The 15,087-nt window shown below is 35.3% G+C and carries 15 protein-coding genes; all 15 read left to right on the top strand.

What is annotated here, in order from left to right:
- The coding region (locus Q5O73_RS07015; protein ID WP_302669342.1) for a citrate/2-methylcitrate synthase at positions 1–494 on the top strand (494 nt) is incomplete at its 5' end.
- Between the two features lie 2 nt (positions 495–496).
- Positions 497–994, top strand: a complete 498-nt coding sequence (gene greA / locus Q5O73_RS07010) for a transcription elongation factor GreA (RefSeq protein WP_118589772.1) — start codon at positions 497–499, stop codon at positions 992–994.
- 5 nt (positions 995–999) lie between these two features.
- Positions 1,000–1,623: a hypothetical protein gene (locus Q5O73_RS07005; protein WP_118589771.1), complete on the top strand. Its 624-nt coding sequence runs from the start codon at positions 1,000–1,002 to the stop codon at positions 1,621–1,623.
- 2 nt (positions 1,624–1,625) lie between these two features.
- Entirely contained in the window at positions 1,626–2,558 is a 933-nt protein-coding gene (locus tag Q5O73_RS07000; protein WP_302629092.1) for a DMT family transporter, read from the top strand.
- 49 nt (positions 2,559–2,607) lie between these two features.
- Positions 2,608–3,156, top strand: a complete 549-nt coding sequence (locus Q5O73_RS06995; RefSeq protein ID WP_186840600.1) for an inorganic diphosphatase — start codon at positions 2,608–2,610, stop codon at positions 3,154–3,156.
- A 99-nt stretch (positions 3,157–3,255) separates the two neighbouring features.
- Positions 3,256–5,034: an aminopeptidase P family protein gene (locus tag Q5O73_RS06990; RefSeq protein WP_302669341.1), complete on the top strand. Its 1,779-nt coding sequence runs from the start codon at positions 3,256–3,258 to the stop codon at positions 5,032–5,034.
- Between the two features lie 109 nt (positions 5,035–5,143).
- Complete coding sequence (locus Q5O73_RS06985) at positions 5,144–8,362, top strand: CotH kinase family protein (RefSeq protein WP_302669340.1); 3,219 nt, start codon at positions 5,144–5,146, stop codon at positions 8,360–8,362.
- A 153-nt stretch (positions 8,363–8,515) separates the two neighbouring features.
- Entirely contained in the window at positions 8,516–8,776 is a 261-nt protein-coding gene (gene spoIIID, locus Q5O73_RS06980; RefSeq protein ID WP_021952240.1) for a sporulation transcriptional regulator SpoIIID, read from the top strand.
- A 449-nt stretch (positions 8,777–9,225) separates the two neighbouring features.
- Positions 9,226–10,227 carry a rod shape-determining protein gene (locus Q5O73_RS06975; protein ID WP_021952241.1) on the top strand — a complete coding sequence of 334 codons (1,002 nt, stop codon included), beginning with the start codon at positions 9,226–9,228 and terminating at the stop codon, positions 10,225–10,227.
- Positions 10,228–10,288: 61 nt separating this feature from the next.
- A complete protein-coding gene (locus tag Q5O73_RS06970) occupies positions 10,289–12,550 on the top strand; it encodes an ATP-dependent RecD-like DNA helicase (protein WP_021952242.1) in 2,262 nt (753 codons plus the stop codon).
- 10 nt (positions 12,551–12,560) lie between these two features.
- Entirely contained in the window at positions 12,561–13,268 is a 708-nt protein-coding gene (locus tag Q5O73_RS06965; protein ID WP_302669339.1) for a ComF family protein, read from the top strand.
- Between the two features lie 166 nt (positions 13,269–13,434).
- Entirely contained in the window at positions 13,435–13,584 is a 150-nt protein-coding gene (rpmG, locus tag Q5O73_RS06960) for a 50S ribosomal protein L33 (RefSeq protein WP_021952244.1), read from the top strand.
- A 19-nt stretch (positions 13,585–13,603) separates the two neighbouring features.
- A complete protein-coding gene (secE, locus tag Q5O73_RS06955; protein ID WP_021952245.1) occupies positions 13,604–13,813 on the top strand; it encodes a preprotein translocase subunit SecE in 210 nt (69 codons plus the stop codon).
- A 24-nt stretch (positions 13,814–13,837) separates the two neighbouring features.
- The gene (nusG, locus tag Q5O73_RS06950; protein ID WP_021952246.1) at positions 13,838–14,356 is read left to right on the top strand and encodes a transcription termination/antitermination protein NusG; all 519 of its coding nucleotides are present in this window, start codon (positions 13,838–13,840) and stop codon (positions 14,354–14,356) included.
- A gap of 103 nt (positions 14,357–14,459) precedes the next feature.
- Entirely contained in the window at positions 14,460–14,885 is a 426-nt protein-coding gene (rplK, locus tag Q5O73_RS06945; RefSeq protein WP_021952247.1) for a 50S ribosomal protein L11, read from the top strand.
- Positions 14,886–15,087 lie beyond the last annotated feature (202 nt).

Here is a 15,087-nt window from a genome sequence, read left to right as displayed (position 1 = left end):
TGTTTAAGGACATTAAGGCTAATGTATCAGACATGAAGGATGAAAAAGAGGTTAAGGAGTATCTTAGAAAGATACTTAACAGGGAAGCCTTTGATAAAAAAGGGCTTATATATGGAATGGGTCATGCGGTATATTCCATTTCTGATCCAAGGGCAGAAATTTTTAAGAGTTTTGTAGAAAAGCTTGCCCATGAAAAGGGAAGAGATGATGATTTTGCCCTGTATAGCATGATTGAGACTTTAGCACCACAGGTTATTGGTGAGGAAAGACAGATTTACAAAGGCGTTAGTGCCAATGTGGATTTCTATAGCGGACTGGTTTACAGTATGTTAGATATTCCGGAGGAATTATTCACGCCGATGTTTGCCATTGCAAGAATTGTGGGATGGAGTGCTCATAGAATAGAAGAGTTGGTAAATGCGGATAAAATCATGAGACCTGCATATGTTAGCATATGTGATTATAATGATTATAAGAGCATTGATGAAAGGTAATTATGAAATTAACAAATAGTGATATTGAAAAAATAAAAGAAGAAATTGAACATAGAAAGTTAGTTGTAAGACCTAAGGCAATTGAAGCCGTTAAGGAGGCAAGAGCTCAGGGAGATTTAAGTGAAAACTTTGAATACCACGCAGCTAAAAAGGATAAAAATAAAAATGAAAGCAGAATCAGGTATTTAGAGAAAATTTTAAAAACAGCAACTGTTATTTCTGATGAATCAAAGGATGATGAAATAGGATTAAACAAAACTGTGGAGATTTACTTTGAGGAAGACGATGAAACGGAGAAGTTTAAAATTGTAAGTACCATGCGGGGTGATTCCGTTAAAGGAAGAATCAGCAATGAATCTCCTATAGGAAAGGCACTTATGAAACATAAAGTTGGAGACCGGGTGGAAATAAAGGTAAACGATAATTACAGTTATTATGTAGTGGTAAAATCCATAGAAAACACCGGTGAGGAAGACACAGACACAATAAGGAGCTATTAATAGTTATGTTAAAAATATTTACCAGTTATACTCCCGGGGCAGGGAAAAGCTATGCAATGATGGAGGAAGCAATGAATGAAAGCCGAAATGGGAAAAAGGTCGTTATTGCTTTTATTAACAAACAGCATAGGGATTCCTCTAAAATGCCTTTTGAATGCAATGAAAATGTTACTATTCATCCTCTTAAAGGAAGAGAGAGCATAGAAGAAATAATAGAAATGAAACCGGATATTGTGGTTTTAGATGAGCTGGGAATGCGAATTGGAAAGCATACATTTTTGTATAATGTGGCAGAGTCATTTATAAAAAACAATATCAGTGTTTTAACTTCTGCTAATTTAAAAAGATTTGAGGAAGTGAATCCTATATTTAGAAGTGCAACAGGGGTAGGAATAAAAACAACCATTCCAAACCGCTTTATAAAAGGGGCAGATGAGATAGTCTTTATTGACAGAGAACCAGAATTAATGATAAAGGATTTTAAGGAGGGAAAGCTTTTTGGAGAGCGGTATATGAATTCCCGAATTATGAATAAAAACTTTGAAGAAAATACCCTTAAGACATATAGGGAGATAAGCCTTGATTATTTAGAGAAATATAATAACGTAAGAATTATACAAAGAGATTGATTATGAAAGAAAAAATGACAAAAACCCCTGTGGTAGTTTTTTTGGCAATGATATGCTGTCTGCTATGGGGGTCGGCTTTTGCCTGTATAAAAATCGGATATAAATTATTTAATATTGAAAGCAAAGATACAATGTCTCAGATATTATTTGCGGGAAACCGTTTCATTCTTGCAGGCATCATGGTTATAGTTACTTTTAGTATTATGAACAAAAAAATCATAAAACCGGCACAGCCTGAAAGAATTGCTACCTTAAGTCTTTTCCAGACAGTTTTACAGTATGTTCCTTTTTATGTTGGATTAGCCCACACAACAGGAGTAAAATCCTCTATTATTAACGGTTTAGGAGTTTTCTTTACAGTGTTAGTATCCTGCCTTTTGTTTAGACAGGAGAAACTAACAGGTAAAAAGATGATAGGAACCATATTGGGATTTTTAGGAGTTGTAATAGTAAATGTTGCCGGAACATCCGTTGATTTGGGAGTAAGCTTCTTAGGAGAAGGTCTTATTGTACTATCAGCTTTATCATCGGCGTTTTCCTCTGCATTTATTAAAAAATTCTCCAAAAACAGTGATGTGGTAATGCTTAGCGGATATCAGTTCTTTTTCGGTGGAGTGGTAATGACGGTTATAGGTCTTCTTTTGGGAGGAAAATTAAGACCTGAGGGATTTGCAGGTATTTTACTATTGATTTATATGGGATTTATTTCAGCAGCAGCTTATACATTGTGGAGCATTTTACTTAAATACAACAATGTATCAAGGATTTCGGCATATAAATTTATGAATCCTGTATTCGGGGTACTGTTGTCATTTCTGTTTTTGCATGAAAACAGTCATATGGAGGTGCAGATTATAATTGCATTAGCTTTAGTATGTGCAGGAATATATATTGTAAATACCGGTGATTTGAAATATAATAAGTCTATTAAGTAGTATGAGAATCAAAAATGATTCTAACGTAAAAATTAATCAGGAGGGTTTTATGAATATTATGCATGACATTAATCCGGAGAGAATTACACCTTCGGATTTTATCGCAACTATTGAAATTAGTAAGGGAAGCAAGAAAAAATATGAATTAGATAAGGAAACAGGACTTATTATATTAGACAGAATATTGTACTCATCAGTACATTATCCGGCTAATTATGGTTTTATCCCAAGAACAATTGATGAGGATGGTGACCCGTTAGACGTACTGGTATTATGTTCTGAGCCTATAGAGTCCATGTCTTTGGTAAGATGTTATCCTATAGGTGTTATGTACATGGTGGATAGTGGTGATATGGATGATAAAATAATTGCCATTCCTTATGGTGATCCTACATACAACTGTTATACAGACATTAATCAGTTACCGGCTCATATTTTTGAGGAAATCAGGAATTTCTTTAATATATATAAGACATTAGAGGGAAAAGAAACAAAGGTAGATGAATTTGGTGGGCCTCTTGATGCTGCAAAAATCATTTACAAATGTATTGATATATACAATAAAACATACGGTATAGAGGACAATTGCATCAAATAGTATTATAATATTTAAGATAAAGTGTATTTGCATTAAGAAACTGTTAGGTTTTTATGTGCGACTACACTTTTCTTGTTTGTTATAAGGGAAGGTTTTAATATGACAGTAAATAACAGAATAAAAAGATTAAGGGAAATAATGAAGGAAACAGCAGTGGATGTATATGTAGCACCTACCTGTGATTTTCATGGCTCCGAGTATATAGGGGATTATTTTAAAACAAGAGAGTTTATAACAGGTTTTACAGGCTCTGCAGGAACAGCGGTAATCACCATGGAAGAGGCGTGTCTGTGGACTGATGGAAGGTACTTTCTTCAGGCAGAAAATCAATTGAAAAATACTGAAGTTAAATTAATGAAATCCGGAGAAGCAGGAGTTTATACAGTATATGAATATATTAAAAATATTGCAAAAACAAATATCACTGTAGCCTTTGACGGAAAAATGATGTCTGCTGATATGGCAGAAAATATAAGAAATATTGAAAATGTAACAGTGGATGGTCATTTGGCTTTAATAGATAAAATATGGGAGGACCGTCCGGAAATCAGCCATAAGCCAATATGGAAGCTGGATGATAAGTATACGGGAAAAAATACAGCTGCTAAAATAAATGAAATAAGAAACATGATGGAGGAGAGAAGGGCAGATGTTTTACTTCTTTCAGCCTTAGATGAAGTGGCATGGACTCTTAATTTAAGAGGCAATGATATAATGTATACACCTGTATTTATGGGATTTTTGATTATAACTAAAGATGAGATTAATTTTTACGTTAATAAAATTCAGTTACAGGACAACATAGAAGAATACTTAAAAGAATGTGATATCAAAATACGGGATTATGGCATCGTGTATACAGATTTAGAAAAAATAAGAAAGAAAAGAATCTGGCTTGATAAATCCAGCGCCAATTATGCTGTCATAGAATCGATTAATAATGATAATAAAATAATAAATAAGCTGACTCCTGCCTTGCAACTTAAAGCAGTTAAAAATGAAGCGGAAATAGAAAATGAGAAAAAAGCTCATATTTTAGACGGTGTGGCAATGACAAATTTTCTGTACTGGCTTAAAACCAATGTGGGAAAGGAATATATGGATGAACTGAAGTTAGGAGACAGGCTTGAGGATTTTAGAAAACGGGCAGAAAGCTATATTGAGCCAAGCTTTGCACCTATTGTGGGATATAACGAACATGGTGCAATAGTACATTACAGTGCCACAAAGGGGTCTAATGTAGTTATAAAAAACGAAGGTATTGTACTTATAGACAGTGGTGGACATTATTTGGAGGGAACCACAGACATTACAAGAACCATAAGTTTAGGAAATGTTACGGAAAAAATGAAAAAAATGTATACGGCAGTGCTTAAGGGACACTTAAAGCTGTCAGGGGCAATATTTAAAAAAGGCTGTAGCGGAACGACTCTTGATTATATTGCAAGAAAGCCTCTATGGGATATGGGACTTGATTATAATCATGGAACAGGACATGGAGTTGGTTATCTTTTAAGTGTTCATGAGGCACCTAATGCCATTAGATACAGAATAATGAAAAATCCGGAATTAAATCCTGTATTTGAGCCGGGAATGATAACGTCAAATGAACCGGGAGTTTATTTAGACAATGAATTTGGAATACGAATTGAAAATCTTATTTTGTGTAAAGAGAAGGAAAAAACGGATTTTGGAGAATTTCTATGTTTTGAAAATCTCACCTATGTTCCTTATGATATGGAATTAATTGACATGGACATGTTAGATGGAAAAGAAAAGGAGATATTAAGAGAGTATAACCAAATGGTGTATGAAAAATTGTCCAAACATTTACAGGAAAATGTTAAAAAATGGTTAAAGAAATATCTCAATTGTTAAAAAAACAGTATTGTAAGTTTTTGTATATAGTGTTATCATCAGTGTTATCAAAATTGTATCACAATTGATGATAGCATTTTTTTGCCTATAAGGCAGAAGGGAGAGGTATATGAGAAAGGGAATGAAAAAGCTATGCAGTTCTGCCCTTAGCATTCTGTTAGCTTTGTCTATGGTAGTTCCGGGAGCAGGCGTTTATCACACAAATGTTAAAGCAGATGATGTTGTAGAAAAAACACAAACCGGAAATGATAACGGAAAGGATGACGGAAAAAGTATTAAAGGTGATTATTTCAGACAAAATATGGCAGTTTTGCTTAAGAATAATCAGCTAAAGACTAGCAATTCAGAAGTTACCCTTACTGAAAATGAAAAGGGAAAGGGTGTTCTTGTTTCAGGAAAAGATAAGGATATTTTAAATAGTGAAATCACAATTGATAAAAAGTTGAATTTTGACGGAAAAATTGTAGGAAGATTAAGTCTTGATGCCATAGCCGAAAGGGGAAGCGATATAACCGTTGGAGTTTTCGTTGATGGTGGAAGCAAACCAGTTGGAACTTTTAAATTATATAAACAAAGAAAGAAAAATGACTGGACATACACAAAGGACAGTTCAATTGATGTGTCAGGATTAAAACTTACAGGAGAACATACAGTTTCCCTTAAAGTATTATCTACATCAGCATCTAAGGTAAACTTCCTTATAAGAGCTGTGGAATTTGTTGAAAGTACCGTTCCTGTAATATACTTTAATATTAATGAAGAAGATGGAACCATTGCAGAAATGAATGCTTCAAGTGACCATTCAGTAGAGTGCTACGGGAGTATGACCATAAAGGTTCCGGATGGCTTTGTTTCTGAGTATACAGGCAAGGAAGTAACAGGTGGAACTTACAATATGGAATACATAAGAGGACGTGGAAATTCTACATGGGCTACTCCTAAAAAGCCATACAAGATTAAGCTTGATAAAAAAGCAGACCTTCTTGGAATGGGAAAGAATAAACACTGGGTATTGCTTGCTAACTATTATGATAACAGTCTTCTTAGAAATAAGATTACATATTGGTTAGGACAGCAGCTTAATATGGCATTTACTCCTAAAAGTGAACCTGTAGATGTTGTGATGAATGGAGAATATTACGGAAGTTATTTCCTGTCGCAGCAGGTAAGGGTAGGTAGCACAAGAGTAGATATTGATGATTTGGAAGAGTCGGAGGAAACAATGAACTCTACGGATCCTGCCATTATATCAGGAGGATATTTGATGGCACTTTCTCCATATGAGAGAATTGAACATCAGACATTTTCAACTAATAATAATGTTGAATTTAAGTTAGAAAGTCCTAAGTTTGAAGATTATTACAATGAAACACAGTTTAATTATATAAAGGATTATGTTCAAAAAACGGAAGATGCAATATACGGAAAGAATTTCAAGGATTCTAATGGAACATCCTATACGGAATATATGGATTTAAATGCAGCAGTATATTATTACTGGATGCAGGAATTCTCCATGAATGGGGATGGATTTGTTTCTCCAAGTACATATTTGTATAAACCAAGAAATGGAAAATTATATTTTGGGCCTCTTTGGGACTTTGATTATGTTGCCTGGGGTTCAACAGAATATTCCGGAAACTCTGTTACAGGCTGGAGCCGGAACACAAATATGTGGTTTGACAAATTGTTTGAAGATAAAACATTTGCCCGGGCTATAGTTGATGCATGGCCGTCAATAAAGGAAAAAGTTAATGAACTGATTATGCCGGGTGGTCAGCTTGACAAATACAAAGATGAGATGGTTAAGACAGCAGCATATAACTTTGAAAAATGGGGAATGTCAGATTTAGGACAGGATGATATGGAAGAAGATTCTAAGGGAAATAATTATCTGACTTACGACCAGGAAATAGAAAGGTTAAGAGGCTGGATAAAGGAAAGAACAGAATGGGTTGATAAGAATGTAGCATCTATTGTTCCACAGCCTTGTAAGGTTAAGTTTATGGCGGACAATAAGGTCATTGCTACAAAGGATGAATACATTGGAAAAACTATAAGCAGTTTTCCAACGGCACCTAAGAAAAAAGGCTATGTTTTTGCAGGATGGAATGCTCATTTCCATATGAATTTTAAAGAGTATTTAAGTTACATAGGTAGTACGGAAGAGGATTTGTCGGAATTTATGGAGCCTGAGGAAATAAAGAATCTTAAAAAGAACGGCTATGATTTTGACGGTGAATTTTCATCATCAGATATATTAGTTAAAGATACTACCCTTACTGCTAAATACATTTCTGAAAGGGAATATGTTAAGGAAAGAAAGATTATATTAAACAGAAAATACATGACACTGAACCAGTGGAGTGATGAAGGGGAAATAAAGGCAACAGTTATTCCTTTTGATGCAACAAACAGCGAAATACAGTGGTCATCATCTAATCCGGAAGTGGCAGAGGTTATGGATGGCAGTGTAACTCCTATAAAATCGGGAGATACAATAATAACAGCTAAAACCGCTAGTGGATTAACAGCTACCTGTAAAGTACATGTATGTACTGATGGGGAAAGCGACGAAATGCCTATGGAGGCATATTATGAATTTCCTGAATATGATTACACTATAGGAGTAAACGAATATAAGGATTTAGGAGTTAAATATCAACCGGAGAATGCAGTATTTGGTGAAAACTGCAAATTCCTTGTGGGAGATGATTCTGTTGTTGAAGTAAGTGATGGAGGCGTGGTTTATGGATTAAAGCCGGGAACAACCACAGTATATGCTTATACAAATAATGGAGATCCTATCAGATGTCAGGTAACAGTTGTTGACAAAAAAACAGCAGCTATTGGAAATGTATATACAGTTAAAAACTGCAAATACAAGGTTTTAACTAATAAAGATAAAAATAAAACTGTTATGTGTGTAGGGGCAAAGAACAGCAAGGTTAAAGCCGTAAATATACCTTCTAAGGTTAAAATTAAAAATGTCACATATAAGGTTATAAGCATAAAGGCAAAGGCATTCGCAAAAATGAAAAAATTAAAGAAGGTAACAATTGGTAATAATGTTTCCTTTATTGGAAAGTCAGCTTTTTATAACTGCAAAAATCTTACAAAGGTATATATTGGTAAAAAGGTAGAAATTATTTATCAGAACGCCTTTAAGGGAGATAAGAAACTTAAGAATATAACAATTAAGGCTAAAAGAGCTAAAATTAACAAAGGAGCTTTCAGCAAAATTTCAGGTAAGTCAGTATTTAAGGTACCTAAAAACTGTAAGGCATACTATAAGATTGTATTGGGAAAAAGCAGAAATATAAAATAATGTGGAAATACCATTTAGAAAGTATAAGACACACTAAAAAAAGATGATATAAGAACTGTCATGGGAGTAAAATACTGTGGCAGTTTTTAATTTTTCATAACATAAAAAAACATTGCATAAAATGTACAAAGTATAAGTTGTATAGAGGTTTTTTTGAAAGAATATATTGAAGAGAGGGTACTTGAAACATCTAATTACATTGTAGAAAACAATTCCACGGTAAGACAGTGTGCCAGACAGTTTGGAATCAGCAAAAGCACAGTACATAAAGACGTATCTGAACGTCTTCCGCAAATTAATCAGAGACTGGCAATTAAAGTAAGAGAGGTGTTAGACAAAAATAAAAAAGAACGTCACATACGTGGCGGTCTTGCAACAAAGGCTAAATATGAAAAAAATAAAAGCCTTAACTGATAAATCAGTAAGGCTGTTGTTTACGGGGGACCTAGTGGGAGTTTCACCCACTAGGTTGAGTATGAAAAACTTAAAATACGCCATTATAGGGTATGACGTATACAAACTATATGCACAAGCTCTTAGCACTCGCAAAAAGTACTTAATAACTTGTACAGTGTTTATAATAAAGGGTACTTATGAACAAAATATGAACAGAATGTAAAAGAATATCGAAAAAAGACGAAAAATACAAAAAAACATGAAAAAAAGTAAAAAACAGGTTGAAAAAGGACGATTTATCTGAAAAGGAAGGCAAAAAAACGGAAAAACATATCTAAAAAATGGAAATTTTTTAAAAATAAAACATATACAGAATGGGAAAAAGTTGTTATACTTTAGTTTAGTATGGATATTCTAAAATATATATAAGGATGAAAACAAAATTTTTTACACATAAGGAGCGTCAAATGTTTAACACAGATATTGGTATAGATTTAGGAACAGCAAGTGTATTGGTTTATATAAAAGGAAAAGGTGTTGTTTTAAAAGAGCCTTCAGTAGTTGCCATTGACAGAGATACTGACAAGATAAAAGCTGTCGGAGAGGAAGCCCGTCTTATGATAGGAAGAACTCCGGGAAATATAGTTGCCGTAAGACCTCTTAAGCAGGGAGTTATATCTGATTATTCAGTTACTGAGCAGATGATTAGATATTTTATTCAAAAAGCGGTAGGAAAACGTTCATATAAGAAACCACGTATATGTGTATGTATACCAAGTGGAGCTACAGAAGTTGAAACTAAGGCAGTACAGGACGCAGCTTTTCAGGCAGGAGCCAGGGAGGTCTTTGTGGTGGAAGAACCTTTAGCAGCAGCCATAGGCGCCGGCATAGAAATAAAGAAGCCTTGTGGTAACATGATTGTGGATATTGGTGGAGGAACTACCGATATTGCAGTTATTTCATTGGGAGGAACAGTAGTCAGCACATCAGTTAAAGTGGCAGGAGATGATTTTGATGAAGCTATTGTCAGATATATGAGAAAGAAACACAATCTTCTTATTGGAGAGAGAACTGCCGAAGAAATTAAAATTGGAATTGGTACATGCTATAACAAATCTGAAAATCAGAAAATGGAAGTAAGGGGAAGAAACTTAGTTACCGGTCTTCCAAAAACCATAGAAGTAACATCGGAAGAAACAGAAGAAGCATTAAGGGATGTTACAACAAGTATTATTGATGCAGTACACAGGGTTTTGGAACAGACTCCTCCGGAACTGGCAGCAGATATAGCAGTAAGAGGTATAGTTTTAACAGGCGGTGGTTGTCTTCTTAACGGACTGGATGAACTGATAGAGGCGAAAACCGGCATTAACACCATGACCGCAGAGGATCCTATGACGGCAGTTGCCATCGGAACCGGACAATATCTGGAATATATTGACGAGGAAAATTCAGAAAAATTAAAATAATAAATATTAATCTAAAGGCTGTCCCATTTTTGGACAGCCTTGTTAGGATAAGGAACATTAAATGAAAAATATCAGTGGATATGTAGAAAATATTACCTTTAGAAATGAGGACAACGGTTACACTGTTCTTACTTTATTAAGTGGAAAAAAGGAAATTAAGTGTACAGGAACTTTTGGATACATAGGTGAAGGTGAATATGTGGAAATAGAGGGAGAAGAGGTTTTTCATGATATTTATGGAGAACAGATTAAGGTTATTTCCTATGAAATAATTCCTGCTACGGATGAGTTCTCTATTAAAAAGTATCTGGGCTCAGGAGCTATTAAGGGCTTAGGTGCAGTTCTTGCAGACAGAATTGTGGAACGTTTTGGGGAAGATACCATCAGAATAATAGAAGAAGAACCGGAAAGATTAGCGGAAATAAGAGGAATAACCACCAGAAAAGCCATGGATATATGCAAGCAGGTTGAAGATAAGAAAGATATGAGAGATATTATGATTTTTCTTCAGGGCTACGGTATATCTCCGGCTTTGGCAAATAAAATATACACATTATATGGAACTAAGGTTTATGACATCATAAAAACCAACCCTTACCGTCTTGCAGATGATGTGGCAGGAGTTGGCTTTAAAACAGCAGATGAAATAGCAAGAAGGGCGGGAGTGGAAGTAAATGCCTCCGTCAGAATAAAAAGCGGTATGTGTTATGCCTTGGCAGATGCTTCTACCTCAGGTCATACCTATTTGCCAAAGGAACAGCTGGCACAAAGAACCATTAATCTTTTGGGACTTAGAGATCAGTACATGAGTGCTGACGGAACCTATAATATGGATTTGTTAGACAACTGCTTTACAGAACTGATTCTTGAAAAAAAACTGATTTTAAAAGAAATAGATGATGTTGAAGGGGTGTTTCTGTCAACTTTCTATTATACAGAACTGAATATTGCCAGAATGCTTTTAGAGCTTAATATAGAAACAACGGAAGATGACTATATTATGGGAATTAAGTTAGATACCATTGAAAAGCTGACAGGGGTTCAGTTAGATGAACTGCAAAGAAAGGCAGTTATTGAAACCCAGAATAATGGTGTTTCCGTTATTACCGGTGGTCCCGGAACAGGAAAGACCACTACTATTAATGCCATTATCCAAATGTTTGAAACAGATGGCTTAGAAGTGTCCCTTGCAGCACCTACAGGAAGGGCTGCAAAGAGAATGAGCGAGGCTACAGGGCATAAGGCAAGCACTATTCACAGACTGTTGGAAGTATCCGGTGGTGGTGATGAGGTAACAGCAGATGATTTGTCTGCAAGATTTGGACGAAACGAACAAAATCCTTTGGAAACAGATGTTATTATTGTAGATGAGATGTCCATGGTAGATACATTTCTTATGCATGCACTGTTAAAAGCCATTACCATTGGAACAAGAGTTGTTTTTGTGGGGGATGTAAATCAGCTGGCAAGTGTGGGACCGGGAAATGTTTTAAAGGATATTATTGATTCGGGACAGTTTAGCGTGGTTAAGCTGACGAAGGTGTTCAGACAGGCGGGAGAAAGTGGAATAGTTGTAAATGCCCACAAAATTAATGCAGGACAGCAGGTGGCGCTGGATAACAGTACCGGTGACTTCTTATATATAGAAAGAGAAAATGCACAAATGGCATTAAATGCAACTATTGGTCTTCTTAAAACAAAGCTTCCGGGATATGTAGGGGCAAAAGAACAGGATATTCAGGTTTTAACACCTATGCGAAACGGTATTTTAGGTGTCAATTCCTTAAATGAACAACTTCAGAAGTTTATTAATCCTCCTTCTCCTGATAAAAGCGAAAAGGAAATTGCAGGGACAATTTTCAGGGAGGGTGATAAGGTTATGCAGGTTAAAAACAATTATCAGCTTAGCTGGGAACAACGCTCGGCTTCAGGAAGAATATTTGATACCGGCAGTGGCATATTTAACGGAGATATGGGAATTGTTACTAAAATTAACAATACTACTAATTATATAGAAGTTGTTTTTGATGATGACAGATATGTAACTTATGATACAAAACAGGCAGAGGAATTGGAGCTGGCGTATGCCATTACAATACATAAGTCTCAGGGTAGTGAATATCCTGCAGTTATTATGCCTTTAGTTTCGGGAGTGCAGATGCTTATGACCAGAAATCTTTTGTATACAGGAGTTACCAGAGCAAAGAAGTGCGTGTGCATTGTAGGAAGAAAAGAAATGTTTGAAGCCATGATAGCTAATGAAGATCAGCATAAAAGGTATTCAGGACTTAAGTGGCAGATTATAAATTACTATAATGAGTAAAAGGGAATATATGAAAGAAAAATTAATGGGGATATTTTTTCCGAAGGTATGTCCGTTATGTGAGCGAGTAATAAAATCTTCTGGGGATGTTTGCGAAAAATGCGACATATCAAAGTTTCTTATAGGAAGAAATAGGTGCTATAAATGCGGAAAGCCTTTAAAAGGGAATGATGAAATATTATGTGGTGATTGCAGAAAAATTAATCATAATTTTGAAAAAGGCGTAGCCGTATTTGAATATAAGGAAGAAATGAAAGAGTCCGTTTACAGGTTTAAATATGGAAATCAGAAAGCATATGGAGATTTTTATGGGAAAATTGCAGCAGAAAAATATGGAGAATTACTTAAAAGGTGGCAGATAGATAAAATTATACCGGTTCCAATGTATGATAAGAAGAAACAAAAACGAGGATATAATCAGGCGGAAGAATTTGGAAACAGATTAGGTTTTTATACGGGAATAGAAACGGACAACAAAAGCCTTATCAGAATAAAGGACACAATACCTCAAAAGGGACTTAGCAATGAACAGCGCAAGATGAATATGTCAGATGCATTTGCAGTGGATGTTGAAAAAATCAGTAATTATAAAAATGTGCTTTTAGTGGATGATATATATACAACAGGAAGCACAATAGATGCCTGTAGCAAAATTCTTATTATGGCAGGAGTTGAAAAAGTCTATTTTGTGTGTATTGCAACGGGAATGGATAAATAAATTGAAAAAAGATTTCGAATTTGCTATTTTACTGTTGACGTAAAAAGGTTTAGATGTTATAGTTATATAGCAAAGAGAGGTCTTTTTTTTTTGCTCATATTACAAAAAGTGATAAAAAAAATACTCTCTGGGATGGATTAGATAGAATATAACGGAGGTGAATCTCATGAGAACAAGAATCACATTAGAATGCACAGAATGCAAGCAGCGTAATTACAATACTACTAAGGATAAGAAAACTCATCCGGACAGAGTAGAAACAAAGAAATATTGCAAGTTCTGTCAGAAGCATACATTACACAAAGAAACAAAATAGTTTTTTGGGAGGTAGAAACATGGCAGAAGCTAAAGCTAAGAAGAAAAGCTCTAAAACTAAGAGCTGGTGGACAGGTCTTAAAGCTGAATATGCAAAGATTATCTGGCCTACAAAGGCTTCTATAGTAAGACAGAGCGTTGTAGTAGTTATAATCACAACTATTCTTGGTATCCTCATTGGCATGATTGATCAGCTGATACAGTTTGGTCTTGATAAGATTATTGGATAATATAAGAATATAAGAGGTGATTAGATGTCAGAAGCAAAATGGTATGTTGTTCATACCTATTCAGGATATGAGAACAAAGTTAAAACTAATATCGAACAGTCAATTGAAAACAGAAAATTGCAGGATCAGATATTAGAAGTATCAGTTCCAAAACAGGAAGTGGTAGAATTGAAGAACGGCAAAAGAGAAGTTACTGAGAAGAAGCTTTTCCCTGGATATGTGCTTATTAATATGGTTATGAACGATGACACATGGTATGTAGTACGAAATACCAGAGGTGTTACAGGTTTCGTAGGACCAGGATCTAAGCCGGTTCCTCTTACAGCAGAAGAAATGGCTACTTTAGGTATTAAGACCGAAAGAGTCAATATTGATTTTGCGGAAGGGGATATGATTACTGTTATTGGAGGCGTATGGACAGGTACTGCAGGTACTATTAAGCGTATTGACGATAACAGACAGACAGTCACAATTAACGTGGACATGTTTGGCAGAGAAACTCCGGTAGAACTTAATTTCTCCGAAGTTAAAAAGATGAATTAAGACCATTTAAATATTGGTTTTAAGATAAAAGAAGAATGTTTCGTGGTGGTCACGAAGCAGTGGGAGGGATTCCCGATAATACCACAATAGGAGGTGCCGAAAAATGGCAAAGAAAGTAGAAGGTTACATTAAATTGCAGATTGAGGCTGGAAAAGCAACACCAGCTCCACCAGTTGGTCCAGCACTTGGACAGCATGGATTAAACATCGTTCAGTTCACAAAGGACTTCAACGCAAGAACAGCTGATCAGCCGGGAATGATCATTCCTGTTGTTATCACTGTTTACCAGGACAAGAGTTTTAGTTTTATTACAAAGACTCCACCTGCAGCAGTTTTATTAAAGAAAGCCTGCAAGATTCAGAAGGGTGCAGGAAACTCAATTAAGGAAACAGTTGCAACAATTTCAAAAGCTGATTTACAGCAGATTGCAGAAACAAAGATGAAGGATTTAAATGCGGCAACAGTTGAGGCTGCTATGAGCATGATCGCAGGTACTGCAAGAAGCATGGGAATCAAGGTTGAAGACTAATTTTCGTAAATGAAGGCATTGTTATCATACAATTGCATGAAACATTTTCGAAATGGCAGAGTCTGAGGAAGATTCTACTATAATAAAAATGAATTGAAAAGAACGTGGGAGGTATATCCGTTATTACCACGAGGAGGTTTAAATGAAGAGAGGTAAGAAGTATATTGAGGCAGCAAAGAATATTGACAGAGCTGCACAGTAT

It is taken from the genome of Eubacterium sp. AF15-50 (genome assembly GCF_934835595.1).
GTDB classification, from domain to species: domain Bacteria; phylum Bacillota; class Clostridia; order Lachnospirales; family Lachnospiraceae; genus Eubacterium_G; species Eubacterium_G segne.
Note: the sequence above shows the minus strand (reverse complement) of the source record. Positions and strands in the feature narration are given on the sequence as shown.

Coding starts and splice junctions, on each gene's coding strand:
- greA (WP_118589772.1), top strand. CDS start 497: ATGAAATTAACAAATAGTGATATTGAAAAAATAAAAGAAGAAATTGAA.
- Q5O73_RS07005 (WP_118589771.1), top strand. CDS start 1,000: ATGTTAAAAATATTTACCAGTTATACTCCCGGGGCAGGGAAAAGCTAT.
- Q5O73_RS07000 (WP_302629092.1), top strand. CDS start 1,626: ATGAAAGAAAAAATGACAAAAACCCCTGTGGTAGTTTTTTTGGCAATG.
- Q5O73_RS06995 (WP_186840600.1), top strand. CDS start 2,608: ATGAATATTATGCATGACATTAATCCGGAGAGAATTACACCTTCGGAT.
- Q5O73_RS06990 (WP_302669341.1), top strand. CDS start 3,256: ATGACAGTAAATAACAGAATAAAAAGATTAAGGGAAATAATGAAGGAA.
- Q5O73_RS06985 (WP_302669340.1), top strand. CDS start 5,144: ATGAGAAAGGGAATGAAAAAGCTATGCAGTTCTGCCCTTAGCATTCTG.
- Q5O73_RS06975 (WP_021952241.1), top strand. CDS start 9,226: ATGTTTAACACAGATATTGGTATAGATTTAGGAACAGCAAGTGTATTG.
- Q5O73_RS06970 (WP_021952242.1), top strand. CDS start 10,289: ATGAAAAATATCAGTGGATATGTAGAAAATATTACCTTTAGAAATGAG.
- Q5O73_RS06965 (WP_302669339.1), top strand. CDS start 12,561: ATGAAAGAAAAATTAATGGGGATATTTTTTCCGAAGGTATGTCCGTTA.
- rpmG (WP_021952244.1), top strand. CDS start 13,435: ATGAGAACAAGAATCACATTAGAATGCACAGAATGCAAGCAGCGTAAT.
- secE (WP_021952245.1), top strand. CDS start 13,604: ATGGCAGAAGCTAAAGCTAAGAAGAAAAGCTCTAAAACTAAGAGCTGG.
- nusG (WP_021952246.1), top strand. CDS start 13,838: ATGTCAGAAGCAAAATGGTATGTTGTTCATACCTATTCAGGATATGAG.
- rplK (WP_021952247.1), top strand. CDS start 14,460: ATGGCAAAGAAAGTAGAAGGTTACATTAAATTGCAGATTGAGGCTGGA.